The sequence below is a fragment of the Nonomuraea harbinensis genome (assembly GCF_019396385.1).
GTDB classification, from domain to species: domain Bacteria; phylum Actinomycetota; class Actinomycetes; order Streptosporangiales; family Streptosporangiaceae; genus Nonomuraea; species Nonomuraea ferruginea.
In genome coordinates this window covers 61,507-86,473 of sequence record NZ_JAHKRN010000020.1, presented here as the reverse complement: position 1 = coordinate 86,473, position 24,967 = coordinate 61,507, and the positions used below count along the sequence as shown (strand labels likewise).

The 24,967-nt window shown below is 71.0% G+C and carries 26 protein-coding genes, 1 pseudogene and 1 riboswitch; of the genes and pseudogenes, 13 read left to right on the top strand and 14 right to left on the bottom strand.

Features of this window, described 5'->3' with window-relative positions; all coding sequences use genetic code 11:
- Positions 1-6 precede the first annotated feature (6 nt).
- Positions 7-396, bottom strand: coding sequence for an RNA-guided endonuclease InsQ/TnpB family protein (locus KME79_RS21580; RefSeq protein WP_308248997.1), 390 nt, complete (start codon positions 394-396; stop codon positions 7-9).
- A 45-nt stretch (positions 397-441) separates the two neighbouring features.
- Between KME79_RS21580 and KME79_RS21575 the strand changes: the two genes are divergently transcribed.
- Genes KME79_RS21575 through KME79_RS21565 form a run of 3 tightly spaced genes read left to right on the top strand, consistent with a single transcriptional unit; the run spans position 442 to position 3,769 of the window.
- Positions 442-1,419 carry an NUDIX domain-containing protein gene (locus KME79_RS21575; protein WP_219545980.1) on the top strand — a complete coding sequence of 326 codons (978 nt, stop codon included), beginning with the start codon at positions 442-444 and terminating at the stop codon, positions 1,417-1,419.
- A 10-nt stretch (positions 1,420-1,429) separates the two neighbouring features.
- Complete coding sequence (locus tag KME79_RS21570; protein WP_219545979.1) at positions 1,430-3,340, top strand: hypothetical protein; 1,911 nt, start codon at positions 1,430-1,432, stop codon at positions 3,338-3,340.
- Positions 3,341-3,343: 3 nt separating this feature from the next.
- The gene (locus KME79_RS21565; RefSeq protein WP_219545978.1) at positions 3,344-3,769 is read left to right on the top strand and encodes a hypothetical protein; all 426 of its coding nucleotides are present in this window, start codon (positions 3,344-3,346) and stop codon (positions 3,767-3,769) included.
- A gap of 217 nt (positions 3,770-3,986) precedes the next feature.
- On the opposite strand, the gene KME79_RS21560 is transcribed toward KME79_RS21565, so the two are convergent.
- Both KME79_RS21560 and KME79_RS47675 read right to left on the bottom strand, forming a co-directional pair.
- The gene (locus KME79_RS21560) at positions 3,987-4,412 is read right to left on the bottom strand and encodes a hypothetical protein (protein WP_219546082.1); all 426 of its coding nucleotides are present in this window, start codon (positions 4,410-4,412) and stop codon (positions 3,987-3,989) included.
- Between the two features lie 116 nt (positions 4,413-4,528).
- Positions 4,529-4,684: pseudogene (locus KME79_RS47675) on the bottom strand (response regulator); the annotation flags it as partial.
- A 333-nt stretch (positions 4,685-5,017) separates the two neighbouring features.
- On the opposite strand from KME79_RS47675, the gene KME79_RS21550 reads away from it, so the two are divergent.
- From KME79_RS21550 to KME79_RS21540, 3 genes are all read left to right on the top strand, one after another.
- Positions 5,018-5,437, top strand: coding sequence for a DoxX family protein (locus KME79_RS21550; protein WP_148035013.1), 420 nt, complete (start codon positions 5,018-5,020; stop codon positions 5,435-5,437).
- A 151-nt stretch (positions 5,438-5,588) separates the two neighbouring features.
- Positions 5,589-6,641 carry a glycoside hydrolase family protein gene (locus KME79_RS21545; protein WP_219545977.1) on the top strand — a complete coding sequence of 351 codons (1,053 nt, stop codon included), beginning with the start codon at positions 5,589-5,591 and terminating at the stop codon, positions 6,639-6,641.
- 111 nt (positions 6,642-6,752) lie between these two features.
- Complete coding sequence (locus KME79_RS21540) at positions 6,753-7,331, top strand: dihydrofolate reductase family protein (protein WP_219545976.1); 579 nt, start codon at positions 6,753-6,755, stop codon at positions 7,329-7,331.
- 63 nt (positions 7,332-7,394) lie between these two features.
- Here the strand turns inward: KME79_RS21540 and KME79_RS21535 are convergent, their stop codons facing one another.
- Positions 7,395-9,506 (bottom strand): multicopper oxidase family protein, encoded by a 2,112-nt coding sequence (locus KME79_RS21535; RefSeq protein ID WP_219545975.1) that lies wholly within the window; start codon positions 9,504-9,506, stop codon positions 7,395-7,397.
- Positions 9,503-9,916 (bottom strand): DUF6220 domain-containing protein, encoded by a 414-nt coding sequence (locus KME79_RS21530; protein WP_219545974.1) that lies wholly within the window; start codon positions 9,914-9,916, stop codon positions 9,503-9,505. The genes KME79_RS21535 and KME79_RS21530 overlap by 4 nt, the downstream gene beginning before the upstream one ends.
- Positions 9,917-10,078: 162 nt before the next feature.
- Between KME79_RS21530 and KME79_RS21525 the strand changes: the two genes are divergently transcribed.
- The gene (locus KME79_RS21525) at positions 10,079-11,329 is read left to right on the top strand and encodes a sensor histidine kinase (RefSeq protein WP_219545973.1); all 1,251 of its coding nucleotides are present in this window, start codon (positions 10,079-10,081) and stop codon (positions 11,327-11,329) included.
- Positions 11,326-12,003 carry a response regulator transcription factor gene (locus KME79_RS21520; RefSeq protein ID WP_219545972.1) on the top strand — a complete coding sequence of 226 codons (678 nt, stop codon included), beginning with the start codon at positions 11,326-11,328 and terminating at the stop codon, positions 12,001-12,003. Before KME79_RS21525 ends, KME79_RS21520 begins: the two co-directional genes overlap by 4 nt.
- A 200-nt stretch (positions 12,004-12,203) precedes the next feature.
- On the opposite strand, the gene KME79_RS21515 is transcribed toward KME79_RS21520, so the two are convergent.
- On the bottom strand, positions 12,204-12,527 hold the full coding sequence (locus KME79_RS21515; RefSeq protein ID WP_219545971.1) for a DMT family transporter: 324 nt from the start codon (positions 12,525-12,527) through the stop codon (positions 12,204-12,206).
- A gap of 19 nt (positions 12,528-12,546) precedes the next feature.
- Positions 12,547-12,612: riboswitch (guanidine-III (ykkC-III) riboswitch) on the bottom strand.
- Positions 12,613-12,764: 152 nt separating this feature from the next.
- Here KME79_RS21515 and KME79_RS21510 point away from each other — a divergent pair.
- Positions 12,765-13,418 carry a YoaK family protein gene (locus tag KME79_RS21510; protein WP_219545970.1) on the top strand — a complete coding sequence of 218 codons (654 nt, stop codon included), beginning with the start codon at positions 12,765-12,767 and terminating at the stop codon, positions 13,416-13,418.
- Here KME79_RS21510 and KME79_RS21505 read toward each other — a convergent pair.
- Genes KME79_RS21505 through KME79_RS21495 form a run of 3 tightly spaced genes read right to left on the bottom strand, consistent with a single transcriptional unit; the run spans position 13,402 to position 16,422 of the window.
- The gene (locus KME79_RS21505) at positions 13,402-14,907 is read right to left on the bottom strand and encodes a tripartite tricarboxylate transporter permease (RefSeq protein ID WP_219545969.1); all 1,506 of its coding nucleotides are present in this window, start codon (positions 14,905-14,907) and stop codon (positions 13,402-13,404) included. The genes KME79_RS21510 and KME79_RS21505 overlap by 17 nt on opposite strands.
- Before the next feature lie 20 nt (positions 14,908-14,927).
- A complete protein-coding gene (locus KME79_RS21500; protein ID WP_219545968.1) occupies positions 14,928-15,389 on the bottom strand; it encodes a tripartite tricarboxylate transporter TctB family protein in 462 nt (153 codons plus the stop codon).
- A 1-nt stretch (position 15,390) separates the two neighbouring features.
- Complete coding sequence (locus tag KME79_RS21495) at positions 15,391-16,422, bottom strand: tripartite tricarboxylate transporter substrate-binding protein (protein ID WP_219545967.1); 1,032 nt, start codon at positions 16,420-16,422, stop codon at positions 15,391-15,393.
- Positions 16,423-16,592: 170 nt separating this feature from the next.
- Between KME79_RS21495 and KME79_RS21490 the strand changes: the two genes are divergently transcribed.
- Both KME79_RS21490 and KME79_RS21485 read left to right on the top strand, forming a co-directional pair.
- Positions 16,593-17,276, top strand: coding sequence for a response regulator transcription factor (locus KME79_RS21490; protein WP_148035004.1), 684 nt, complete (start codon positions 16,593-16,595; stop codon positions 17,274-17,276).
- A gap of 6 nt (positions 17,277-17,282) precedes the next feature.
- Positions 17,283-18,707 carry a sensor histidine kinase gene (locus KME79_RS21485; protein WP_219545966.1) on the top strand — a complete coding sequence of 475 codons (1,425 nt, stop codon included), beginning with the start codon at positions 17,283-17,285 and terminating at the stop codon, positions 18,705-18,707.
- Positions 18,708-18,710: 3 nt separating this feature from the next.
- On the opposite strand, the gene KME79_RS21480 is transcribed toward KME79_RS21485, so the two are convergent.
- The 5 genes from KME79_RS21480 to KME79_RS21460 form a co-directional block, all read right to left on the bottom strand.
- The gene (locus KME79_RS21480) at positions 18,711-19,454 is read right to left on the bottom strand and encodes an ABC transporter ATP-binding protein (RefSeq protein WP_219545965.1); all 744 of its coding nucleotides are present in this window, start codon (positions 19,452-19,454) and stop codon (positions 18,711-18,713) included.
- Positions 19,451-20,548 (bottom strand): FecCD family ABC transporter permease, encoded by a 1,098-nt coding sequence (locus KME79_RS21475; RefSeq protein WP_219545964.1) that lies wholly within the window; start codon positions 20,546-20,548, stop codon positions 19,451-19,453. Before KME79_RS21475 ends, KME79_RS21480 begins: the two co-directional genes overlap by 4 nt.
- Positions 20,545-21,543, bottom strand: coding sequence for an ABC transporter substrate-binding protein (locus tag KME79_RS21470; RefSeq protein WP_219545963.1), 999 nt, complete (start codon positions 21,541-21,543; stop codon positions 20,545-20,547). The genes KME79_RS21475 and KME79_RS21470 overlap by 4 nt, the downstream gene beginning before the upstream one ends.
- A 139-nt stretch (positions 21,544-21,682) precedes the next feature.
- Positions 21,683-22,627 carry a TAXI family TRAP transporter solute-binding subunit gene (locus tag KME79_RS21465; RefSeq protein ID WP_219545962.1) on the bottom strand — a complete coding sequence of 315 codons (945 nt, stop codon included), beginning with the start codon at positions 22,625-22,627 and terminating at the stop codon, positions 21,683-21,685.
- 24 nt (positions 22,628-22,651) lie between these two features.
- Positions 22,652-23,008, bottom strand: a complete 357-nt coding sequence (locus tag KME79_RS21460; protein ID WP_219545961.1) for a DUF6223 family protein — start codon at positions 23,006-23,008, stop codon at positions 22,652-22,654.
- Positions 23,009-23,198: 190 nt separating this feature from the next.
- Here KME79_RS21460 and KME79_RS21455 point away from each other — a divergent pair, with 190 nt between their 5' ends.
- Positions 23,199-24,305, top strand: a complete 1,107-nt coding sequence (locus KME79_RS21455) for a sensor histidine kinase (RefSeq protein WP_219545960.1) — start codon at positions 23,199-23,201, stop codon at positions 24,303-24,305.
- A complete protein-coding gene (locus tag KME79_RS21450) occupies positions 24,302-24,964 on the top strand; it encodes a response regulator (RefSeq protein WP_219545959.1) in 663 nt (220 codons plus the stop codon). The genes KME79_RS21455 and KME79_RS21450 overlap by 4 nt, the downstream gene beginning before the upstream one ends.
- Positions 24,965-24,967: the final 3 nt, after the last annotated feature.

Genomic DNA, 24,967 nt, shown 5'->3' with positions numbered 1-24,967 from the left:
TTCTCGCTAAGCCGCTTCCGCAGCCTCGCGAAGGGCAAGCCCTGCCCTCACGATGTTGACCGCCGCGTTCACGTCGGCGTGCGCGGCATGTCCGCACCCCTGGAGTCGGAACGCGGCCTGGGTGACGCGGTTCTCCTTCACGCAGTGCCCGCAACGCGAGCACGTGCGGGAGGTGCCGGCGGGGTTCACCGCGATCAGCTCTCGACCGGCGCTTTCAGCCTTGTGCGACAGGATCGTCAGGAACACTCCCCAGCCCGCGTCCAGAATCGAACGGTTGAGGCCCGACTTCTGGGCGACGTTCCGGCCGGGAGCCTCGATTGTGCCGGACGCGCCGCAGGTCATGTTCGTGATCCGCAGGTCCTGCGCCGGTAGGTGGATCGACAGCGTCACGACCACGAGAGACGATGACTCTGCGGCACCCGGGCCCGAGAAGGGTGGGGGATGACAGAGCCAGAGGCACGGCGGATCGCTGCGGAATTGCTGCGGAAGTTGCCCTTGCCGGGTGAGGCCGCGCTTCCCGCGGCCTCCATCTGCGACGGGATGGGCCTGGATCCCGAGCAGGCCGAGACGGTCGGTCAGGTTCTGATCACGTTGCTGAACGCCTTCGGCGTGCTCGCGGTCAAGGACTGTCAGGTCAGGGCCGATCACGTGACGTCGTCACTGTTCCTCCGCAGCCTGGCCGAGTACGTCGACACGGGCACTCCGATCCTGGGCAACTGGGCCCGCGCGCGGGTGGGCGAGCCGCCGTACCTGGAGCAGGAGGCTCTCGCGGGGCCGCAGTTCCTGTATCTGATGGAACGTCAGCGTGGTCGCCTGAGCCCCCGGGCGCGTCCGCTGCGACGCGTGAAAGTCGCGCAAGTGGTGGTCAAAGCGCGGTTGCGCGGTCAGGGGGTCAACTACCTGATCATGTACGACAGTGCCGCCGATCAGTACCAGCTTCCCGGCGGGCGGATGCGTCCCGCCGATCCCGGCATGCGCGAGGTCGCGGTGCGCGAGCTGGAGGAGGAGCTTTCCCGATTCGTCTTCGACTCCCGTACGGACCAGCTCGTTGAGCTGGGAACAGCCGAGATCACTCAGCCGTCGCGCACCTTGGGCGCACTGACCGCGTATGAGATCGCGTTCTTCCAGCTGCGGTCCTCCCGCGCCCAGTTGCTCGCCGGGCCGGATGCCCGTTGGGTGAAACCGGAGATCCTTCTCGAAGAAGGCACCCAGGTGAACCGGGCCGGCCTCAACATGGCGGGGTTGCGCCGGCTCCACGACTCTCTTCCGGACGGGATCGGCGCCTTGCCACTGAGCCTGATGGGCGTTCAGCGACGTACGTTGCGAGCTATCGTCAGGGACAGGCCATGGGAGTTCTACGGCCTTGTCCTCGGGGTGCTCGGGATCATCATCTCCATCATCTTGTTCTTCCTGGAATAGGGCGGGCGACGTGGGCGAGCTGTCGGGCGAGAAATGGAATGAGCTGCCTTCCGACCTGCTCGCCGTCTACAGGCGGTGGCACGAGTCCACCACATATGACTCCGAGCTGACGGGTTGGATGGCGGGAGGGATGAGCGACGCGCTGGTCGCCGTCGCCTCACAGTTCGAGGCCGACGTCCTCGCCCGGCAGGCCGTGCTCAAATTCCTGAAAGGCGATGGCGCCAGAGAAGCGCGACGAATGCGCCGGGCTCTGAACCGTTCACCACGCGAGTTCCGTGAGGCGCACCTGGTGGAGCTGATCGGCGACCCCATCATGCTGGGCTCGTGGTGGATGATCCAGATGAGGATCGCCGGCGGCGACCGATCCACCGTGCGGCCCCTGGTGGAGCTGCGGCATTCCGATGGGCTGCCCAAAGCCTGTGGAATCGTGTTCGAGTCCGTACTCGGCGCATGGAACCCGACGCTCCTTCACCGGCCGGAGTCCATGACAGCAGGCGCATACCTGCGCCTGCTGCTCGGTGACCGCCTGGATCACGGCGAACCACTGGACAGGTGGGCCGTCGAGCACGGTGTGACGGCGACGGTCGAATGGGTGCCTGACGGCGATGGCGGTCTGGCGCGCAACCCGCTGGCCCTGGCCAAGGGTGATGGCTCGCATCAGTTGCTCGTCCACCGCGGACGTGGTCATGGTGACCTGAACGTCCGCAACGTGTTGCTGCGCGCCGAGGATCCGCGGGGCTTCAAGCTCATCGACTTCGGTGACTTCGCCGAAGATGCGCCACTGGCCCGTGATCCCGCGCATCTGCTGCTCAGCCTGGCACGCGAATGGCTGAGGGCTCTCGCCGACGACCCCGAGGCGCGGCACCACCTCAAGGCTGCGATCGTCACTCCGCACAATCCTGACGTCCCCTCAGTCTTCGGCTTCAAAGCGGTCAGCGCGGCGTTCCATGAGGCGGGCCAGAGTTGGGCCGACAGCAACGATCACGGCGAGCATTGGCGGCCCCAGGCACTGCTGTCCCTGATCGGCTGCGCCCTCGTCTTCGTCGGTCGCAAGCGGCTGCCCGACGACGTCCGGCAGTGGTTCTTCGATATGAGCGTGTACGCGGCGCGTGAATACTCCCGGCTGACCAGGGACGTCGACGTACCTCCTTTCCGGCCGGCGGCGAAGGCTCCTGTCGTCGGGGTGCCCCGCTCGCGGGGCGAGATAGACGCCGTGCTCAGCAGGCAACTGCACTTCATGCAGCGGACGATGGGCAATCAGGACGGTCTGGTAGGCGCGGCTCTCCAGCTGCTGGACGAAGAGGAGCGTTTCGTGCGCCTCGCCCCCTGCCGCGTGCGCGCCAGCACACCTGGCTCGGCGGTGATCGTGGTCAGCGACCGGTACGTACGCACGGCCGAGCTGGACACCAAGTTCCGGGCCTCCGGCGTCACACGCATCGCCCACGGCGACATCAGGCAGTTGCACCTCTCTCTGGACCGCAGGCTCGGCCTCATCGACACGGCCGACGTGCGCATCGCTACGGACTCCATCGAGCTCCTGGTCCGTGGGCTGCTCAGGGACCAGGCGCAGAGTCTGGTCTCCGCTCTGGAAGAGCTGACCGGCGTGCGACGGCGACAGCTGGCAGAGAATCCAGCGGCAGCCTGGCGAGATCTCGTCGAGGCGCTGCGCGCCACCAGATTCACAGCTCGAACGAGCGGTGATCTCGCGGCCGACACCGAGTTCCTCCGAATGGCGCTGCGCGAAGAACGTCCACCGTACCCGAAGGAACCGATGAGGGTTGAAGAGCTGGTGGGCCGCCTGGAGGAGATCTTGTCGGAGGCTGCCATGTACGCCACCGCGGACCAGGTGCGCAGGGCATGCGCATCCGCCGAGCTTTTCCGAAGGTGGTTGCTCGACCTGCTGTCTGAGGCACGACCGTGAGAAATGGCCGCCTCCCAGGGCGCTCACGCCCTTGACCAGGCCATCAGCACACTTGAGACACTTCACCGTCAGAGCCGGAACCTCAAATGGCTGGAGCAGAACCGCGTCGCCTTCACCGCCGAGCTGCGGACGCTGGACGCCTCTGTCGCCGAGGCGAGCAAGCACGTGAGCGCTGAGCTCGGAAACAAGATGGAAGACGCGTGCGTATTCGTCGAGAACAAGGCCCAGGACTTCTACGACTTCGTCGAGGAGCGTTACGGTAGCGACACCTACTACGAGCAGCGCGGCCAGGTCGCCCGAGGACTTCAGCAAAGCCTGCGCCAGGCCAAAGAGTATTTCCTGCGCATAAGAGGTTCGGTTCCCCGCAGCTCCGACCTGAAGTCCGACGCGCACGACGTGGTCACTCTGCCGATCACCGAAGCCGGATAGCCCCACGCCCTGCGCTGGATCGGGTGAAGGCCTTGCGCCAGGCCCGATGTCGCGGGCGCAGTAGACCATGCTCATTCCGCCTCTGCCCGAACAGGCGAGGTAGGAAGCCTCCACGGCCGGCGATCTCGTGTGAATCGACCGTACAGGCGCGCCAGGAGTCTGGGGCAGGGCAGTGAGCGGCGCCCTGCCCATGCGGGTGTCGAGGATCGGTGCGGCCCTAGGTGATGCGGCCGGTCCAGGCGCTCGCGGCGTGCTTGTGGACCGGGATCGTCTCGCCGTCGAAGTACGACGAGATGCCGGGGTCGTACCGGCCGTCGCCGTCGGTGTCGGAAACGCTGATCGTGATGCCGTTGAGATAGCCGGTACGGGTCTCGTCCGAGTAGCCGTCGGGGTGGGGGCCGGCGGGATAGCCGAAGACGTCGACCGCGGGCGCGAGGGGCTGGTTGAACGCCATCCCCTGCTCGTCGACGTTGTCGGAGAGCCTGCCGGCGGTCGTCAGCTCGCCCGGAGCGGGGGAGACGACCCCGTCGTACACGTTGACGAAGGCGTAGTCGCGGTTGTGGTCGCGGATGTCGTCGTGGGCGTGGCCCTGCTTCCCGACGTACAGGCCGGCCGGGGCGGCGCCCTCGGCATGACCGGGCACGGGCGGGGCGTCCTTGACGACGAACCCGGTGGCCTGCGCGGCGAACGCCCTGCGGACGCTCGCCGGCCGAAGCCGGTGACGATCAGGACCCGGCAGCGGGGGAGTCTCCTGCGCAGCTCGGCGGCGGCGGTGAGGCCGTCGACGTCGAGGACGGTCACGTCCGGGTCGTGCTCCAGTGGCGGGGGGACGATCTCGTCGCCGGTGGCGGCTTCGGTCACCACCTCGATGTCGGGTTCGAGCCGGAGCAGCGCGACCAGAGCGCCGCGGACCATGTGCATGTCCTCCGCGAGCAGAACCCGGATCATCGATCGCCCCCACCGTCAGGACCCCCGCTTTCGCCCTACTTCTACCACCTCGTGAGGTCGTCACTGTGGATCATGAAACTTTCATGGTCGGTGAGGGGGAGTCGTGTAGTTGAAATTTTCATCTTCTACGAGGTCGCGGTTGTGGTGTTCCGCCTTGTGGGGCGCGTGGCAGCCGACGGCGGGATCTCCCGCGGGAGGCGCGGCGTTGACGGGCGGGTTCCGTACAGAGACCCTTTGGGAGCGCTCCCAAAAGCGTCCCGGAGAACGGCACCAGCAACCCTTCGTCGAAAGGACACCTCTGTGGAATCGCTGGTCAAGGACCAAGGGCTGTTCCTGGCCCTGTACCGGATCGTGATAGGCCTGCTGTTCGCCTGTCACGGCGTGGCGACGCTCTTCGACGTGCTGGGCGGGCCCCACGGCCAGGTGCCCGGCGTCGGGCAGTGGCCGGACTGGTGGGCGGCCGTCATCCAGCTGATCGGCGGCGTCCTCGTCCTCCTCGGGCTGGCCACCCGCGCCGCCGCCGTCGTCTGCTCGGGCACCATGGCCTACGCCTACTTCGTCGTCCACCAGCCGCAGGCGCTGTTCCCGATCGAGAACGGCGGCGAGAAGGCCGCGCTCTTCTGCTGGGGCTTCCTGCTCGTCGCCGCACTCGGGCCCGGCCGCTGGGCGCTGTCCTCGGCGCTCATGCCTTCTCGTGCGCTCGCGGGAAACCGGAGCTGACGGCGAACGGTCAGGACGTGCCGAGTGGAGCGAGCCGCGCATCTCGCCGGCTTGGAAGACGAATCCGGGTTCGGCGACCGGAACGCGGCGGGTCATGAAAGCATCGCGCTGACCGGCGACGAAGCCGTCCCCTCCACATGAAGGAGCCGCCATGCTGGTTCGCGCGCTGACCTGCTTGTTCGTGCTCGCCGGTTCGCTCCTGCCGGCGCCCGCGCACGCCGCCGCCGGGTGGGAACCAGGGGCGGCCCAGCAGGTCTACGATCCGAAGGGCAAGCTCTACGCGTACGCTCCCGCCGCGATCGAACAGGGCGCCACCGAGCACTATTGGACCTGCCACAACACCACCGACGGCAAGATCAAGGACGACATCTGGCACACTCGCCGGTCCGGCGGGAAGATCGTCGGCGACCGGCGGGTCATCGCCTCCGGTGGCACCGGCTGGGACAAGTACCACAACTGCGATCCCGCCGTCGTCGCGGTCACCGCTCGATATCAGGGCGTCACGTACGGCTACGCGATGTTCTACCTGGGCAACGACGTGAACGCCAGCGCCCACAACCAGATCGGCGTGGCCTTCGCCAAGACCCTCGACGGGCCGTGGGTGAAGTATCCGAAGCCCGTCGTGGCGTTCCCCTTCGACGACCCCGCCGCGTGGGGCGCCGGCCAGCCCGCGGTCACCGCCGTCGATCCCGCCGCCGGCCGGCTGCTGCTGTTCTACACCGCGGGCGGTCCCGGCGGGACTCGGGCGTACCGGCGCGACATCACCCTGGCCGACATGTCCGCACCCGTGGTCGGCCCCGCCGTCGAGGTCACCAGGGCCGGGCTGACCGGGACCGACGGGAAGCCCGACGTGCTCAACAACTTCGACGTCGCCTATGACCCCTCCCGTGACCGGTTCTACGCCGTACGTGAGCAGCACCCGTACCCGACCGTCGCCCCGAAGCAGATCGGCGCCTCGCTCCAGGTGGCCAGCATCGACGGCGCGTCCATCTGGAACGGCGGCGGCTCCTGGCGCGTCGAGGGCGTCATCGACCCCGCGCTCACCGGCCTGCCCCGCAACCACAACGCCGGCATCGTGCGTACCGTCTACGGCACGCTGCCCGACAGCGGATCGCTCACGGTCATCTTCACCGAGAGTTGCGCGGGGACGTGCGCCTCGCTGTGGAGCTACGACCTGTGGCGCGTCACCGGCACACTGACCTGACGTCCGGGGCGAGCCGGCTGACGAGATTTTCCCGGTGCGGTGTCTGTTCCGGCGGTGTGCGTTCGACGCATGGGTGAAAGGACGAAATAGTCACACACCCTGGGAGATCTCATGAGCACCGTGGTCATGCACAACGTCGTGTCGGTGGACGGTTTCATCGCCGACGCCGCCGATGAGGTCGGCCCGCTGTTCGAGTGGTACGGCAACGGCGACGTCCCGCTCGTCGAAGGCGGCGCGATGAAGGTCTCGCGGGCCTCGGCGGAGTACGTCAAGCCGATCTGGGCCGGCATCGGGGCGATGGTGATCGGCCGTCACCTGTTCGACATCACGAACGGCTGGGAGGGACGCCCGCCGGCCGGCGAGCACGTCGTCGTGGTGTCGCACCGGCCCAGGCCCGAGGGCTGGCACCCGGAGGCGTCCTACCACTTCGTCGACGACGTGGCGCGGGCGGTCGCCAAGGCGAGGGAACTCGCGGGGGAGCGCACGGTCGCCGTGGCGGCGGGCGACGTCGGCGGGCAGGCGCTGGCCCTCGGGCTGGTGGACGAGGTGGCGATGGACGTCGTGCCGGTGGTCTTCGGCTCGGGCAAGCGCTACTTCGGCTCGGTCGACGCTCAGCACCTGCTGGAGGACCCGCACGTGGTGGTCCAGGGGGACCGGGTGCTCCACCTGGCGTACCGGGTCCGCCGATGAGCGGGTGATGTCGTATCCGGGCCCTACGAACCTCCCTCCCGGGACTGTGCAAGACCCACACGGTCATCCATGCGCGTGTCCCGGGCCGGTGGCGTGCATGCCACCGAACGGCGACGTGACGCCGTCGTAACGCACCTGCAGCATCATCCCCTGATGCGCGTGCGGCAGGTTGTGGCAGTGGTTCATCCAGATGCCCGGGTTCGAGGCCAGGAACGCGACCTCCCACACCTCCCCAGGCCTGACGTCGAAGGTGTCCACCCACAGCGGACTGCCCGACGCCGGCTTGCCGTCCCTGGACAGGATGAGTACCGGATGGCCGTGCAGATGCCAGGGGTGGGTCTCCAGGCTCCGGTTGACGACGGTGAACCGGACGACGTCACCCTCAGCGATCAGTTGGTCGGGGATAGAGGGGTGCCCGCGGCCGTTGACGGTGTGCGCGTACGCCGGCACACCGTCGACCATGGCCAGCCCGCGATCGAGGACCAGCGTGAAGTGCCGGTCGGCGGCATCGGCCCGCAGCGCGACAGGCGCCGGCGTCCCGTACGTGAGCAGGTCGAGCTCGGGCCGGCCGCCGATGTCCTGGGTGGCGAGCCCGGTGTCGGAAGCACCGTCGGAAGCACCGTCGGAAGCACTGTCGGAAGCACTGTCGGAAGCGCCGCCGGGAACGCCGGCTTCGGGCCGCAGCCACACGGTCGCGGTCCCGTCGTCGAGCGCGAGCGCCACGGAGGTGTCCGGCATGACGAACACAAGGTCAAAGCGCCCGCCTGCGGGCAGATACAGCGCCTGGCGGCTGATCTCGCCGGGCCCCACGAGGTCGCGGCCGTCGACGGCGACCAGCCGGAACGAGGTGCCCGCCAGCGTGTACCGGTGCGGGTCGGAGTCGGTGTTGATGAGCCGCAGCCGTACGGACGTGCCGGGCGGCGCCAGGTGCTCGTCGCCGCCGGCGATCGTGACGGTGCCGTCGAAGGTGTGAGCAGGCAACGTCAGATCAAGCTCTCCGGCGTCCGGCTCGTGGGGTTTCACGACGAGGGTGCCGTAGAGGCCCCGTTGCACCCCGATGTGGGACGCGTGATGGGTGTGGTACCAGTACGTCCCTACCTGATCGGCGCGAAACCGGTAGACGAACTCGCCGCCGCGCCCCACGACCTCCTGGGTGACGCCCGCCGCGCCGTCCTGCGAGCACGGCACGTCGTAGCCGTGCCAGTGCAGGGTGACCCCCTCGTCGATGTCGTGGTTGACCAGTTTGACCTCGATGAGATCGCCCTGAGTGGCCGTGATCGCCGGACCGGGCAGGGTGCCGTCGAAGGTCCACGCGTCGAAGTCGCGTCCGTTGGCCAGGCGCACGGTGGCCTTCCTGGCGGTCAGGACGTGCGCGCGACGGACTCCACCCGGAGCCGGGGTGACGGGGCCTCGCAGATCTGTCACCGGCACGGTCGTACGCGCCGCCGGCCCGGGCCCGCCACCGTTCACCGGCGCCGTACCGTGCCGCACCGACAACCCGATACCCGCCCCGACCGCGCCGACCACCGCCGAACCACCTGCGACGCCAAGAAGCCGCCGCCGCGAAATCTCCGCCGCTCTCTCCCCGGGGACCGTGTCCCGGTTTTCCGCGAGGTCCCTTTCCGGGTGGTCGAGCACGCGGGCGGTGAGCAGCGACGCCGCAGGCACCAGTGCGACCGCGATCAGTGCGACGCCGAGGGTCAGGGGATAGCCGACGAGGAAGGTCAGCACGAAGCCGACCAATGCGGCGTAAGCGGTGGTGAGCAGCGCGATGACGCTCACCGTGTCGAGGTCCCCGGCACGCGCCCCGCGCTCGGGCGTCTTCAGAGGCGCGTCCGGAGGCGCGTCCGGTTCACCCGTCCCGGCACGCGGGCGCCATCCCTGAGCCCTGGCCGCCGCGAGCAGCCGGGGGCCGGCGATCGCCGCTGCGGCCAGGGCGGCCAGGGTGAGGAGCGGAAGGCCGAGCAGGACCTTTTCCTGGACGAACCACCAGCCGTGAGCGGCCAGCAGCATCACCGGGATCGCCCTGGCCGCGGTCACCACCAGCGCCACGGCCAGGAGGGCGAGCGCCGTGCGGGTCCGTCGCAGGGATGCCGTGACGCCTGACGCGAACCAGGTCGTGACGCCCAGCAGCGCGACGGCATGGTCCACAATGATCAGAGTGCCGGCGGTCATGACACGAGCCGGCCCGTCTTGGCCGGTTCCCACGTCTGCCGTGACCGCCGGAGGACCGACTCGGCCACGCCCATGATGAACAGCGCGTTGAGCGCGTGCAGGCCGAAGACGAGTGGCCCGGCGGTCGAGCCGTCGCCGATCGCCTTGGCGATCTCGCGGATCAGCACCTGCACGATCACCAGCCCGACGACCAGCCCGGCCCGCCCGATGAGCTGCCCCGGCATCCGGGCGACGGCGCCGATGATCGTGGTCAGCACCGCCAGGACGAGCATCGAGTACCCGAGCAGGCGGTGCGGCGCGAAGGCCTCCTCCGTGGGCGCGCTGTCGAACGCGCCGACGGCGGCTAGGAAGAACTGCGCGACGATGGCGAGCATCAGCAGTGCCGCCAGCCCGGTGAAGAGTTTTCTCATACTGGGGATCGTCACGCCGGGCAGGGCGGGGCGCTTCCGACGAGGGATGACGCCGACTACGTCAATACGCGTACGAAGAACGGGCCCGCTACGCCCTTCGTCGTACCTTGATCACGCACCGGAGCGGGATCCCGAAGCCGGTCAAAGTTGTACGATCAAGACATGGGTCTGCGAGCGCTGCCGCAGCTGACGTCCGCCTGGTTCTCGCGCCGGTCGCCCTGGTTATCGGACGTGCTGCTGGCGCTGTTCGTCGCCGTGGTCCAGATCCAGGGCGCACTGGTGCATTTCGAAGGGGTCGCGGACTTCACGACGTTCAAGCCGATCGCCAGGCAACTGGACGACTTCGGGAACGCGGGCTACGTCCTGCTGATCGTCGGCGGCCTGGCGCTGGCCGCCCGCCACCGGTGGCCCGTCGCGGTGTTCGCGGTCGTGGCCCTGGCCAACGCCGTCTATTACAGTCTCGGCTTCCCCGACCAGCTGTCCAGCCTCGCCCTCTTCATCGTCCTGTACACGCTCGCCGCCTACGGCGACGGCCGCCGGTCGCTGCAGGTCGCCGCCGGGGGCATCACCGTGCTCGGCGTCGTCTGGCTGGTCGCCGCGGCGGACATCGAGCCGCGGGTGGCGGTCGGCTGGGTCTTCTTCCGGATCGGCGCCTCGGTGATCAGTACGACCCTGGGCGAGTCCGTACGGTCACGCCGGGTCATCGCGGCCGACGCGCAGGAGCGGGCGGAGCTGGCCGAACGTTCCAGGGAGGAAGAGGCCAGGGCGCGGGTCGACGCCGAGCGGCTGCGCATCGCCCGCGAGGTCCACGACACCGTCGCCCACGCCATCGCCATCATCAACGTGCAGTCCGGTGTCACCGCCCATGTGCTGGACAAGCGGCCTGAGCAGGCCCGCGAGGCGCTGCGCACGATCGAGCAGACCAGTTCGCGGGCGCTGCGCGAGATGCGGGCCATCCTCGGCGTCCTGCGCGACGGCGACGAACGCGAGCCGTACCCCGGCTTCGACGAGATCCACGAGCTCACCGGCAAGGCCCGCGACGCGGGGCTGGATATCAGCCTCGAGCAGAGCTCGCCGATCACGCCGCTGCCGAGCGCGGTGGGCAGCGCCGCGTACCGCATCGTGCAGGAGTCGATCACGAACGTGGTCCGCCACGTCGGCCCGACCCGGGTGACGGTGGTGCTCGAACCCGGGCTCGACGCCCTGCGGATCCGGGTGACCGACGAGGGCCGGCGCGAGTCTTCGCACGTGCCGGCCCGCGCCGGCGGCTCGCCGTCGTCCGGCCGCGGGATCAGCGGGATGCGCGAGCGCTGCCTGCTGCTCGGCGGCGAGCTAGACGCGCGGTCGCGGCCAGGCGGCGGGTTCGAGGTCAGCGCCCGCCTGCCGCTCTCCCCTGTCGGGTCGCGCTCGTGACCGGCACGTTACCGATCAAGGTGCTGCTCGCCGACGACGAACGCCTGGTCCGCTCCGGTTTCAAGGTGCTGCTCGACTTGGAGGACGACATCGCGGTGGTCGGTGAGGCCACCAACGGCGCGGAGGCCGTCGAGCTGGCCCGCGCCACCCGCCCCGACGTCGTGCTCATGGACATCCGCATGCCCCGGCTGGACGGGATCCGCGCGACCGGCCAGATCGCCGAGACCAACGGGCTGGAGCAGGTCAAGGTGCTCATCCTGACCACGTACGACACCGACGACAACGTCTTCGAGGCGCTGCAGGCGGGGGCGAGCGGCTTCCTGCTCAAGGACGCGGGCCCCGCCGAACTGCTGCACGCCATCCGGGTGATCGCCGCCGGCGACGCGCTGCTCGCGCCCCGGGTGACCCGTCGGCTCATCAGCCAGTTCACGGCGCGGCGCCGGGCGGCCAAGTCCGGGGAGGACCGGCTCGCCGTGCTGACCGAGCGTGAGCGCGAGGTGCTCGCGCAGGTGGGACAGGGCATGAGCAACGAGGAGATCGGTGCCGCGCTGTTCCTGAGCCCGGCCACCGCGCGTACCCACGTCAGCCGCATCATGGGAAAGCTGGGGGCGCGCGACCGCGCGCAACTGGTCGTGATCGCCTACCAGACCGGGCTCTGCGGCTCTCATGAGTAAGCGCCCGTGCACCAACCGATCGCTCGTGCGGGAGGAGGCGGTGCGCATCGCCGAAGCCGTGGCGACGGAGCCGCGCATGACGCCTCCTCCCGCGCTTCCCTGACCTGGTCGTTTTCGGTGAACACCTGCTCGCGGCGCTTGCGGGTGGCCGGGAGGACGGTGATGACCAGGGCCGCCGGGCGTCCTCGGATCCGGGCCCGTCAGTGGCCCCCGCTCGCCAGGTTGAGGCCGACCACGCCGGCGATGATGAGGGTGATCGAGGCGAGCTTCAGGAGGGACACGCTCTCTCCCAGCAGGATCATGCCCAGCGCGGCGGTCCCGACCGCGCCGATGCCTGTCCAGACGGCATAGGCCGTACCGACGTCGAGGGTCTTGAGTGCGAGCGCGAGCAGACCGAAGCTGAGCACGGCGAAGACGACGAAACCGATGCTCGGCAGCAACTGCGAGAACCCGTTGCTCTGCTTGAGCGCGTAGGCCATGGCGATCTCGAAGAGACCCGCGGCGACCAGCATGATCCAAGCCATGACGGCTCCTTTCATGAAAGGAGCGTCGTCTTTGCAGGCCGGGTACGGCGCGTCTCGTCCGGGCGGACCCATGGTCGGGCTCGCACTTCCGACAACGGCGGCGACCGCGCTCGCATTCCATCGGCCGCGCGTGTCAGGCATGTGATGGCGCTTCGTGGTGGAATGGGTACGGAGCGTTGACATCGGATGTGGGGAGGATGCGATGCGGGACGGTCGTGGGCCCGTGACGCGCCGCTGATGGGGCGAGAGCGGCTGGACCTTCCGCTCACCGCCATGGCCGTCGTGCTCACCGTCGGCACCGGAGCGGTCGACGCGGCCAGTTTCATCCGGCTCGGCGGGGTGTTCAGCAGTGTCATGACCGGCAACCTGGTGGTGTCCGGCTACGCGATCGGCACCGCCGACCTCGCGCACCTGCTCACCACCGTCACCGCGGTCATCGGGTACGTGCTGGGGGTCGCCGCCGGCACCGGCGTCGCGGGCCGCGGCGGGATGATCGCCGTGCTCGGCGCGGAGCTGCTCGCGCTGGTGGCGTTCGCGGTGGGCTGGGAGGTGACCGGCGGCCGCCCGTCCGCCGTGGCGCTGCACGTCCTGCTGGTTCTGACGGCGATGGCGATGGGGTTGCAGAGCGCGGCGATGCGCGCCCTGGGCGGCCGCCGGGTGGTGTCGACGACGTACCTGACGGGGACGCTGACCGGCGTCATCGCCGCCCTGCTCACCTCCGGCGGCCTGGCGGGCGCCATGGTGCGCGACATCGCCATCCTGACGGCGGTCGTGGTCGGGGCGGCGGCGGGGACCCTGGTGGTCACGCTGGTCCCCGCCGCGCTGCCGGCCATCCCGCTCGTCACCGTGCTCGCCGCCCTCACGATGGCCGGGCTCACTCGTCCTCGGTGAACACCTGCTCGCGGCGCTTGCGGATCGCCGGGAGGACGGAGAGGGCGAGCGCCGCCACCGACAGGGCCAGGAGCACCGCGGAGATCGGCCGGGTCAGGAAGACCGTCGCGTCGCCGCGGGAGATGATCAGCGCCCGCCGCAGGTTCTCCTCCAGCAGGGGGCCGAGGACGAAGCCGAGCAGCAGCGGGGCCGGCTCGCAGCCGCACTTGATCAGGATGTAGCCCAGGAGCCCGAAGAGCACGATCGCGTAGACGTCGTAGGCGTTGAACCCCAGGGAGTACGTGCCGATCGAGGCGAACAGGATGATCATCGGGAACAGCACCTGGTACGGGATGCGCAGCATGCGCACCCACATGCCGATCAGCGGCAGGTTCAGCAGCACGAGCAGCACGTTGCCGATCCACATCGACGCGATCAGGCCCCAGAACAGCGCGGGCTCGTCGGTGATGACGTTCGGGCCGGGGGTGATGCCGTGCACGATGAACGCGCCGATCATCAGCGCCATCACCGGGTGGGCCGGCAGGCCCAGGGTGAGCAGCGGGATGAACGACGTCTGCGCCGCGGCGTTGTTCGCCGACTCGGGGCCGGCGACGCCCTCGATCGCGCCGTGCCCGAACTCCTGCGGCCGCTTCGAGATCCGCTTCTCGACGGCGTACGAGGTGAACGAGGCCAGCACGTGGCCACCGCCGGGCAGGACCCCGAGCGCCGCGCCGAGACCGGTGCCGCGCAGGATGGGGGCGACGATGCGGCGCCGGTCCTCCCGGGTCGGCCAGAGGTTCCGCACCTTGTCGACGATCGCCGTGCGCGTCTGCTCGTTCTCCAGGTTGCGCAGGATCTCGGCCACGCCGAACATGCCGACGGCGACCGACACGAAGTCGATCCCGCCGTACAGTTCGCGCTGGTCGAAGGTGAACCGGGGGGTGCCGGTGTAGATGTCCTGGCCGACCGTGCCGAGCAGGACGCCCAGGAAGATCATCGCGAGGGCCTTGAGCGCGGTGCCGCGCGCCAGCGCGATCGACACGATCAGGCCGAACAGCACCAGCGCGAAGTACTCGGCGGGGCCGAACTGCAACGCGACGCGGGCCAGCGGCGGCGCCGCGACGGCGAGCACGACCGTGGCGACCGTGCCCGCGATGAAGGACCCGATCGCCGCGGTGGCCAGGGCGGCGCCGGCCCTGCCCTGGCGGGCCATCTCGTGCCCGTCCAGCGCGGTGACGGCCGCGGACGACTCACCGGGCAGGTTGATCAGGATGGCGGTGGTCGAGCCGCCGTACTGCGCGCCGTAGTAGATGCCGGCCAGCATGATCAGCGCCGTCACCGGCTCGAAGCTGAAGGTGATCGGCAGCAGCATCGCCACCGTCGCCGTCGGCCCGATGCCGGGCAGCACGCCGACCATCGTCCCGAGCAGCACTCCCACGAAGCACCAGAGGACGTTCTGCAGCAGGAGAGCGGTCGAGAGGCCGAGCGCGAGGTTTTCGAGTAGGTCCATGCCTCAATCCGGATGCCGCGTCAGAATCCGAGCCACGGGCCCCAGAGCGGGATCCGCAGCTGGAGGCCGACGACGAAGATGAGCGTGCTGGCCACGGTGAGCCCGGCCGCGACGACCACGGCGGTGAGCGGCCGTACGTGCTTACTGGCCAGCGTGGTGAGCAGGGCGGTGACGGCCGACGTCGGCACGAACCCGAGGCCCCGTACGGTGAATCCGAAGAACATCAGCGCGAGCGTGATGACGGCGACCGCGCGCCAGGGGATCGTGCCGAAGTCGATCATCTCGCCGGCGACCAGCCCCTTGACCACGATCGCCAGGCCCAGGGCGGCCACGAGCGCGCCGACGAGCAGCGGGAAGGCGCCGGGGCCCATCCGCAGCGGGGTGCCCAGCTCGTAGCCGAGCGACCCCACCACGAACGCGCCACCGATCAGGACGAAGATCCCCCCGGCGAGGACGTCGGGGAAGGACCGGCGGTGCTCCACGTCAGGAAGCCTTGATCCCGGCGTCGGCGATGACCTTCGCCCAGGTGCCGAGCTGCTCCTGGAGCTTGGTCCGGTGCGCCTCGGGGGTGGCGCTCTCGGCCGGGACCGGCGCGGTGCCGAGCTTGGCCATCTGGTCGACGACCTTCTGGTCGGCCAGCGCCGTCTTCAGCGCCTCGGACAGCTTCTGGACGGCGTCCTGCGGGGTGCCCTTCGGGACGTAGAGGCCGTGCCACACGCTGACCTCCAGGCCGGGCAGCCCCGCCTCGGCCGTGGTCGGCAGGTCGGGCAGGCTCTTGACCCGCTCCGGCGTGGTGACCGCGTACGCCTTGACCTCGCCCGCGGAGATCTGGCCGCTGGTGTTGGTCGTCTGGTCGCACATGAAGTCGACCTGGCCGCCGACGAGGTCGGTCAGCGCCGGGCCGGTGCCCTCGTACGGGACCTCCTGCAGCTTGACGCCCGCGGCGGTCTGGAACAGCAGCCCGCACAGGTGGGACGCGGCGCCGATGCCGGCGTTGGCCAGCGTGACCTTGTCGGCGTTCGCCTTCACGTGGGTCACGAGGTCCTGGAGCGTCGCGGGCGCGAAGTCCTTGCGGGCGACGACCGTCATCGGCACCTCGGTGACGAGCCCGACCGTCTCGAAGCTCTCCAGCGGCTGGTAGCCGAGGTTCTGGTAGAGGGCGGGCGCCGTCGACATGCCGATGTGGTGCATGAGCACGGTGTAGCCGTCGGGTTCGGCCCGCGCGACCTCGCCGGCCCCGACGGTGCCGCCCGCGCCCTCGACGTTCTGTACGACGATCTTGGCGCCGAGCTTGGCCGCCATCGGCTCGGCGATCATGCGGGTGACCGTGTCGGTCGGGCCGCCCGCGCTGAACGGCACGACGAAGGTGATGTTCTGGTCCGGGTAGCCTGCGGTGTCGCCGCCGCCGGTGGTGCCCCCGTCGCCCCCGTTGCCCGCACAGGCGGCGGCCAGCGAGACGACGCCGATGACGGCGATCATCCGCGCGGCGGCCCGGTACCTGCTGGTCGTTCTCATGTCGCGGCCTCCTCTTCGGCGCATTCGCGGTTCTTGGGTGAGTGCGCGGCCTCAGTCTGGGCTGGTACGGGCGCGGATAGTGTCAGAGGAATCCCAAGGAATGCGCCAGATGTCAGGAAAATCCCAAGAACTGGTTAACAACGGAGTCGGACCGGGCCGTACAATCCGGTATGCGGATCACCATCATCGAGGATGACGACCGCGTGGCCCGGGGTCTGGTGACCGTCCTGGCCCAGGCGGGCTTCGAGGTCCACCGCCTCGCCACCGCCGCGGAGGCCGTGCGCGCGGCCCCGTCCGACGTCGTCCTGGTCGACCTGGGCCTGCCCGACGGCGACGGGCTCGACGTGATCCGCAAGCTGCGCGACCGCCCCGAGACCGCCGTCATCGCCGTCACGGCGCGCTCCGAGGAACATGAGCGGGTCCGCGGCCTGCGCGCCGGCGCCGACGACTACATCGTCAAGCCGTTCGGCATCCCCGAGCTGCTGGCCCGGATCGACGCCGTGCTGCGGCGCACCCGGGTGGCCCGCGCCCTGAGCGCCCCCGACGAGCCGCTCCTCCTCGGCCCGATGCGCATCGGCGTCGGCACCCGCGAGGTCACCGTCGACGACACGCCCGTGACGCTCACCCGCAAGGAGTTCGAGCTGCTCCTGCTGCTGGCCCGGCGGGCGCCCAACGTGGTCAGCCGCGACGTCATCCTCGACCAGATCTGGGGCGCGACCTGGGAGTCGTCGAGCCGCACCCTCGACACCCACATCGCCGCGCTGCGGCAGAAGATCGGCCCGGCCGTGGTCATCCGCACCGTCCACGGGGTCGGCTACAGGCTCCTGGCCGACCGGCCGGAGCCGACCGGCTGACGCGCCGTGCACCGCCGGCTGCTCGTCGTCCTGGTGCCCCTCGCGGTGATGCTCGTCGCCGCGCTCGGGGTCCCGCTCAGCGTCACGGTGGCCGAGCGGGAGGTGCAGGAGACGTACGTCGACCGGCTGAACGACGTCGGCCGGTTCGCGTCGCTGGCCGAGACCGCGCTGTCGACCGGGCGGACCGAGGCGCTCCAGCTGGAGCTGGCCCGCTACCACGAGCTCTACGGCATCCCGGTCGCGGTGATCGACACCTCCGGCACCGTGCTGCTCGGGCCCACGGACGCCTACCGGGAGGCGGCGCGAAGCGAGCCGGGCATGGGCCCGATCGTCACCGCCGCGCTGGCCGGGGCGCGGCCCGAACCGTCCGGTGACTGGGCGCCGTGGGCCGGGTCGGCGCTCGTGGTCGCGGAGCCGGTGGGCCGCGACAGCGAGGTGGTCGGCGCCATCGTGACGATCTCCGACCTGTCGAAGACGCGCGGGCGCATCATGCTGCGCTGGGCCCAGCTCGCCGGGATCGGGCTGCTGCCGTTGATCGCGCTGATGGCGGTCGCCTGGCCGGTGTCGGCGTGGGTGCTGCGGCCGGTGCGGGAGCTGGACGCGGCGAGCTCGCGGATCTCGCAGGGCGACCTCACCATCCGGGCCGACGCCGAGGCCGGGCCCGCCGAGCTGCGGCGGCTGGCGGAGTCGTTCAACACCATGATGGACGCGGTCGAGAACGCCGTGCAGCGGCAGCGGGCGTTCGTCTCCGACGCCTCCCACCAGCTCCGCAACCCGCTGACCAGCCTCCGGCTCGCCGTGGAGAGCCTCGAACCGCACCTGCGCGCCTCCGGTGACGGCCGGCAGGTGTACGACGTCGCCGTGGACGAGCTGAAGGCCATGCAGCGGCTGCTGAACTCGCTGCAGGCCAGCGCGCGGATGGAGAGCATCCGGACGGCGTCCCCGGTGGACCTCGACGCGGTGCTGGCGACCCGGGTGGAGCGGTGGCGGGCGCTGACGGCGACGGCCGGGCAGACGCTCGCGGTCGACGTGCCGCCGGGGCTGCGGCTGCTGGAGCCCACCGGCGGGCTGGGCAGCATCCTGGACGAGCTCATCAGCAACGCGTTGCGGCTGTCGGACGCCCGGGTGGTGGAGGTCACCGCCCGGGCCGTCCCCGCGGGCGGGGGCGTGGTCACGATCGCGGTGCGCGACGACGGGCAGGGGATCGAGGCGTCCGAGCGGGCCCAGGCGCTGCGGCGGTTCTGGCGCTCGCCGCGCCACCAGAACGTGTCCGGGACCGGTCTGGGCCTGGCGATCTGCGCCGACCTGGTCGGCGCGGCCGGTGGCGAGCTGCGGCTGGAGGACGGCCTGCCGCGCCCGGACGGGTCCGGGTACGGGTTCGCCGCGGTGGTCGCGCTGCCGGTGGCGGAGTCGTCCGGAGCCCCGGCCTGAGGGTCACCTCTCGTCCTTGAGCCGTTCGAAGACGAGCTGGGTCCGCCGCACGGCGCGCACCCCGTACACCTCGGAGATCAGCTCGGGGGTGAGGACCTGCTCGGGCGGGCCGCCGGCGACGATGCGACCGGCGTTCATCACGTACAGGCGGTCGCAGAAGGCGGCGGCCTGGTTGAGGTCGTGCAGCACGGCCAGGGTGGCGACGCCGAGCTCGCGCACCAGGTGCAGCAGTTCGAGCTGGTGGCGGATGTCGAGGTGGGAGGTGGGCTCGTCCAGCAGGAGCAGGCGGGTCTGCTGGGCCAGGGCGCGGGCGAGCAGGACGCGCTGTTTCTCGCCGCCGGACAGGGTGGCGAAGATCCGGCCGGCGGCGCCGGTTAGGCCGACGCGGTCCAGCGCCCGCGCGCACAGCTGCTCGTCGGCGCGGGGGTCGGACTTGTACGGGGTGCGGCCCATGGCGACGATCTCGGCCACGGTGAAGTCCAGGTCGGGCGGGGTCTCCTGGGCGACGACGGCGGTGCGCCGGGCGGCCTCGCGGGCGGGCAGCCGGTGCACGTCGTCGCCGTCCACGGTGATGAGCCCCGCCGAGGGGCGCAGCGCCCGGTAGATCGAGCGGAGCAGGGTGGACTTGCCGCAGCCGTTCGGCCCGACGAGGCCGACGAACTCGCCGTCGTCCACCAGCAGGTCGGCCTCGCGCACGATCGGGGTGCCGTCGAGCGCGACGGACACGCCGCGCAGGTCGAGCCTCACTGGACGCTCACCGCCCGGTCCACCGAGCGGCGGCGCAGCAGCCACAGGAAGAACGGCACGCCGAACAGCGCGGTGACGATGCTGAGCGCCAGCTCCTGAGGGGCGTTGACGGTGCGCGCGGCGATGTCCACGAGCTGCAGGAACACGGCTCCGAGCAAGGCGGTGACGGGCAGCACCCGGCGGTGGTCGGCGCCGACGAGCAGCCGGGCGGCGTGCGGCACGATCAGGCCGACGAACGCGATCGCGCCGCTGGTGGCCACCATCACGCCGACCAGCAGCGAGGTCAGCACGAACAGGCTCAGCCGGAAGCGGTTCACGTTCACGCCGAGCGAGACGGCCGTCTCCTCCCCGGCGGCCAGCGCGTTCAGCGGGCGGTGCTGCAGCAGCAGGTACGCCACCCCGGCGGCCAGGACGACCGCCGGCAGGGGCAGCACGTGCCAGCGGGCGCCGCCGAGGCTGCCCATCAGCCAGAACAGCACCTGCTGGGCGGCCCGCCCGCTCTGCGCCAGTTGCAGGACGAAGCTGTAGGCGGCCTGGAACAGGTACGCCAGCGCCACCCCGGACAGCACCAGCCGCGACGGGGTGAGCCGTCCGGACCGCTGAGCCATCATGTACACCAGGACGAGCGCGAGCAGCGAGCCGGCGAAGGCGGCGGCCGACAGCGACAGCCCGCCCAGCGCGGAGGCGCCCAGGATCAGCACGAGCACCGCCCCGAACGAGGCGCCGGAGGAGACCCCGAGCAGGAACGGGTCGGCCAGCGGGTTGCGCACCAGCGCCTGCAGCACCGCCCCGACCACCGACAGCCCGGCCCCGACGAGCAGTGCCAGCAGCGCGCGCGGCAGCCGGAACTCCCACACGATCTGCTCCTGCACCGGGGTCCAGGTCTGCGGGACCACGCCCGGGATGACGCGGTCGGCGACGATGCCCCAGGCCTGGGGCAGGGCGACCGGCACCGCGCCGATGCTGACCGCCAGCCAGGTCGAGGCGACCACGGCGGCGATCAGCGCGGCGACGAGCAGGAGGAACCTGCTCACGCGGCGGCTTCGCGGGACGAGCACGGTCTGCGCCGGGCTCTGCCGGGTGGTGCTGGTCACCGGGTGAAGGCGTCCGGGTGCAGGAACCTGGCGATGTCGGTGACGGCCAGGAGGTTGCGGTAGCCGGGATGCTGGGCCGCGACGGGCACGGCGAGGTAGCGCTGCTCCTCGGCGGCCGGGCTGTTCTTGACGATGGCGAAGGTCTCGGCGGCCTTGGCGGGCGAGCTGGGCATGTCCTCGCCGCGCAGCGTGGAGTAGTCGCTGATCAGGACGGCCTCGGGCTGGGAGGCGCTGACCTGTTCGGCGCTGACCTCGGTGTAGTCGCCCTTGACGTCCTTGAGGACGTTCTCGCCGCCGGCCAGGGTGATCATCTGGTGGGTGATGCCGGAGCCGCCGTAGGCGTTGACCGGACCCTTGCCGCCGTCGGTGGCCAGGACCTTGACCGGGGTGCGGCCCTCGACGCGCTTCTTGACGTCGTCCAACTGGCCCTGCAGCTCGCTGATCAGCTTCTCGGCGCGGTCGGAGACGCCGAAGATCTTGCCGAGGTTGCGCAGGTCGTCGAAGGTCTCGTCGAGGGTGAACCGCAGCACCTCCTCGGGGCTGCACCAGCCGCCCAGGATGTAGACGGGGCTGCCGGCCGCGTCCAGCTCCTCCACGGTGGCGTAACCGCCGGCGGCGTCGAAGCTGGCCATCTGGTTGTCCACGATGAAGTCGGCGCCCTGGGAGAGCATGATCTCCTTCTGCGGCATCATGATCGTGTCGGAGATCTCCGGGATCTTGTCGTACTGCTCCTGGTGGCCGGGCAGGAACGCGCTCTCGGAGAAGTTCGTCCGCCCGGTGATCCGGTCGCCCAGGCCGAGCGCGAAGAGGGTCTCCAGGGACGGGTGGTAGCCGGTCACCACCTTGGCCGGCGGCCGGTCGAAGGTGAGCGTGCGGCCGCAGTTCTCCACCGTGACGGGGAAGCCGGGCGCCGCCTGGGTGGTTTCCTCGGCGGCGGGAGCCTGTGAGCAGGCGGTCAGCGTCAGGGCCGCCATCAGGGCGAGCAGCTTCCTCATGATCCGGCCACCGCCTCCGGCGACGTGGGGGTCATGGCGGTGGTGCGGGGGCGGCTCATGCGGTGAAGCTCCGGTGGTGAGACGATGGTGACGCTGAACCCCATTCTGCATATAAGTTGCAATTGCGAGCAACTCGCACCTAGTGCTTGCGGTCGCGGAACCAGGCGGCGGCGCCCGGGTGGAGCGGGATCGACGCGGTCGAGATGCCGGTGCGGACGTTGATGTGCCAGGCCTCGGGAATGGCCTCGGTGTCGCCGCGGCCGGCGGAGGAGATCGTGCCGGTGTGGGTGAAGATCGTGTCGGTGATGGCGTACACCAGGTCGGCCGGCAGATCGTTCCGTACGAGAAGCACGTTGGGCACGGCGAAGGTGCGGGTGGCCGGGACGCCGGCGTAGGCGGTCGCGGGGATCATGGCCGGTGCGTAGGGGCCGGGGAACGCCGTGAAGAGCGCACCCGCCTGCGCGTCCAGCGGGATCAGGCGGATCGGGTGGCGCTGCGCCAGCTCCGTGATGGCCGGGGTCGGGACGCCGGTCAGGGAGAACATCGCGTCGATCACGCCTTCGCGCAGCGCCGCCGCCGACTCGGCCTGGCTGAGATACCGGCTGTCGGTGTCGACCGGGCCCAGCTCCAGCACCCGCAGCGAGGTGAACTCGGTGCCCGAGTCGCGGGCGCCGAGCGAGATGCGCTTGCCCTCCAGGTCGCCGAACTCCTCGATCGCCGAACCGGCCATGACCACGAGATGCAGGTGGCTGTCGTAGAGCCGGCAGATCGCCGAGAGCTCCCCGGGCGCGCTGCCGTCCGTCAGGATCAGCGCGTCCAGGCTCGTCAGCCCGAGGTGCACCGCGCCGGCCCGCAGCATCCGGATGTTGTCGGTGGACGCCCCGCTCGGCACGGTGCGCACCGTGACGCCCGGCACCTGCTCGGAGATGTGCGCGGCCATCGAGCCGCCGATGCGCCGGTAGACCGCCCCCGCCGGCCCGGTGGCCAGCCGGAGGTCGATCTCGCCGACCTCGCGCTGCCGCGAGCAACCGGCGATCAGCCCACCGGCGGCCAGGAGCACCGCCCGCCTGCTGGGGTTCGGCATGCCGCGATGATACGGGCCCGGCGATCAGCGGCGGACGCGGCGGGTCAGCGCCAGCCCGCCGAGCACGACGGAGCACAGGCCCACCACCACGGCGACATAGCCGCCGACGATGCCGTAGCCGGTGCCGGGACCGCCCTCGGCGGCGGTCACCACCAGCCCGCCGACGGCCGCGCCCGCCAGCCCCGCCACCAGGGCCACGACGGCCCCCCTCCTGCCGGTGCCGGCGCCGACGCGACCGGTGGCGCGGGCCAGGGCCAGCCCGCCGATCACCGTGCCCGCCAGGCCCAGCAGCGCGCCCACCGCGGACCAGAGCCGCCCGGAGGTCATGGCGTAGGCGTCGACGGGCTCCACGACTCCGAGCAGGGTGAAGGTGACGGACATGAGGCTCTCCTCCTGGGACTGGACGTGTCCCGATGGTGTCCTCCGGACCCGCCGCCGGTCGTCCGGCCAGGGGAGGCGATGCGCGCTGCCGCCGGTGACGCAGGATCCGTGGAAGTACCGCGGACGCGGTAGCCCGGCGATCGTCCGTACGCAGGATCCGCCCGCGACGGCATCGGGCTATGGTGCGCGCATGAGCACAGGACGGTCCCGTGCCCTCGACTGGGCGATCGCCGGCTGCGTGGCGGCGGCGCTGGTGGTCACCGGGCTGTCCGGGCAGGGCTCCGCGAACCCCGCCGGCTACGCGGCGCTGGTCGCCGGCGGCCTGGCGCTGGCCGTGCGCCGCCGGGCGCCGGTCCCCGTCCTGGTCGTCACCGGGCTGTGCGCGGTGGGTTACCAGGCGGCCGGTTTCGACGTGCCCGCCGTCGCGTTCCTGTTCGCGGTGTACGCCGCCGTACGGGCCGGGCACCGCGTCGTCACGGTGGTGGCGAGCGTGACCATGCTGGCCGCGCTGCCGCTCGCCGCCGTGGCCTCGGGATCGTACGACCTGGGCGAGGCGTTCGCGCAGGCCCGGGGCGCCCTTGAGCTGGCCTGGCTGGTCGCGGCCGGGGCGGCGGGCGAGGCGCTGCGGCAGGCCGAGCGGCGGGCGGAGGAGGCCGAGCGCACCCGCGAGGAGACCGCGCGGCGCCGCGCGGACGAGGAGCGGCTGCGCATCGCGCGGGAGCTGCACGATTCGCTCACCCACCAGATCTCGATCGTCAAGCTGCAGGCCGAGGTCGCCGTGCACGTGGCCCGCAGGCGCGGCGAACAGGTGCCGGAGGCGCTGCTGGCGATCCAGGAGGCCGGGCGCGAGGCGGCCCGCGAGCTGCGCGCGACCCTGCAGGCGCTGCGCGACGACGACACGACCCCGCCGCGCGGGCTCGACGACGTCCCGGAGCTGGTGGAACGGGCCCGCGCCATCGGCCTGGACGCCACCCTGACGATCGAGGGGCGGCGGCAGGACGTGCCCGCCGCGGTGAGCAGGACCGTCTACCGGATCGTCCAGGAGTCGCTCACCAACGTCGCCAGGCACGCCGCCGCCGCGACCGCCTCGGTCCGGATCGACTGCCGCCCGGACACGCTCGAAGTACGCGTCGACGACGACGGCAGGGCCACCCAGGACACCGTCCCGGTGCCCGGCGTGGGGCTGCTCGGGATGCGGGAACGCGTCACCGCACTCGGCGGACGCCTGCGGGCGGAGCCGCGCGGCGAGGGCGGCTTCACCGTCCGGGCCGAACTCCCCGTGGACCGGTTGCCGTGATCCGCGTCCTGCTGGTCGACGACCAGCCGCTCATCCGCAGCGGGTTCCGCGCGCTCCTCGACCTGGAGGACGACATCGAGGTGGTGGCGGAGGCAGGCGACGGCGTCGAGGGCCTGGCCCTGGCCAGGGAGCATCTGCCCGACATCGCGCTCGTCGACGTCCAGATGCCGGTCGCCGACGGCATCGAGACGACCCGGCGCATCGCCGCGGACCCCGCGCTGGCCGGGGTGCACGTCGTCATCCTGACCAACTACGGCCTGGACGAGTACGTCTTCGACGCGCTGCGCGCCGGCGCGGCCGGGTTCCTGGTCAAGGACATCGTGCCCGAGGATCTCCTGCACGCCGTGCGGGTCGCGGCCCGCGGCGACGCGCTGCTCGCGCCGTCGATCACCAGGAAACTCATCGACAGGTACGTCACGCGGCCGATCACCCTCGGCACCGGCAGAGGGCTCGAAGAGCTGACCAACCGGGAACGCGAGAGCGTCGCCCTGGTCGCGCAGGGCCTGTCCAACGACCAGATCGCCGACTGCCTGGCGATCAGCCCGCTGACCGCCAAGACCCACGTCAACCGGGCGATGGCCAAGCTCCACGCCCGCGACAGGGCCCAGCTCGTCGTCATCGCCTACGAGTCCGGCCTGGTGGTGCCGGGCGGTTCCTGACGC

Coding starts and splice junctions, on each gene's coding strand:
- KME79_RS21490 (WP_148035004.1), top strand. CDS start 16,593: ATGCGGATCACCATCATCGAGGATGACGACCGCGTGGCCCGGGGTCTG.
- KME79_RS21510 (WP_219545970.1), top strand. CDS start 12,765: ATGGGGCGAGAGCGGCTGGACCTTCCGCTCACCGCCATGGCCGTCGTG.
- KME79_RS21495 (WP_219545967.1), bottom strand. CDS start 16,422: ATGAGAACGACCAGCAGGTACCGGGCCGCCGCGCGGATGATCGCCGTC.
- KME79_RS21535 (WP_219545975.1), bottom strand. CDS start 9,506: ATGACCGCCGGCACTCTGATCATTGTGGACCATGCCGTCGCGCTGCTG.
- KME79_RS21460 (WP_219545961.1), bottom strand. CDS start 23,008: ATGTCCGTCACCTTCACCCTGCTCGGAGTCGTGGAGCCCGTCGACGCC.
- KME79_RS21465 (WP_219545962.1), bottom strand. CDS start 22,627: ATGCCGAACCCCAGCAGGCGGGCGGTGCTCCTGGCCGCCGGTGGGCTG.
- KME79_RS21455 (WP_219545960.1), top strand. CDS start 23,199: ATGAGCACAGGACGGTCCCGTGCCCTCGACTGGGCGATCGCCGGCTGC.
- KME79_RS21470 (WP_219545963.1), bottom strand. CDS start 21,543: ATGAGGAAGCTGCTCGCCCTGATGGCGGCCCTGACGCTGACCGCCTGC.
- KME79_RS21530 (WP_219545974.1), bottom strand. CDS start 9,916: ATGAGAAAACTCTTCACCGGGCTGGCGGCACTGCTGATGCTCGCCATC.
- KME79_RS21525 (WP_219545973.1), top strand. CDS start 10,079: ATGGGTCTGCGAGCGCTGCCGCAGCTGACGTCCGCCTGGTTCTCGCGC.
- KME79_RS21515 (WP_219545971.1), bottom strand. CDS start 12,527: ATGGCTTGGATCATGCTGGTCGCCGCGGGTCTCTTCGAGATCGCCATG.
- KME79_RS21565 (WP_219545978.1), top strand. CDS start 3,344: ATGGCCGCCTCCCAGGGCGCTCACGCCCTTGACCAGGCCATCAGCACA.
- KME79_RS21540 (WP_219545976.1), top strand. CDS start 6,753: ATGAGCACCGTGGTCATGCACAACGTCGTGTCGGTGGACGGTTTCATC.
- KME79_RS21545 (WP_219545977.1), top strand. CDS start 5,589: ATGCTGGTTCGCGCGCTGACCTGCTTGTTCGTGCTCGCCGGTTCGCTC.
- KME79_RS21575 (WP_219545980.1), top strand. CDS start 442: ATGACAGAGCCAGAGGCACGGCGGATCGCTGCGGAATTGCTGCGGAAG.
- KME79_RS21505 (WP_219545969.1), bottom strand. CDS start 14,907: ATGGACCTACTCGAAAACCTCGCGCTCGGCCTCTCGACCGCTCTCCTG.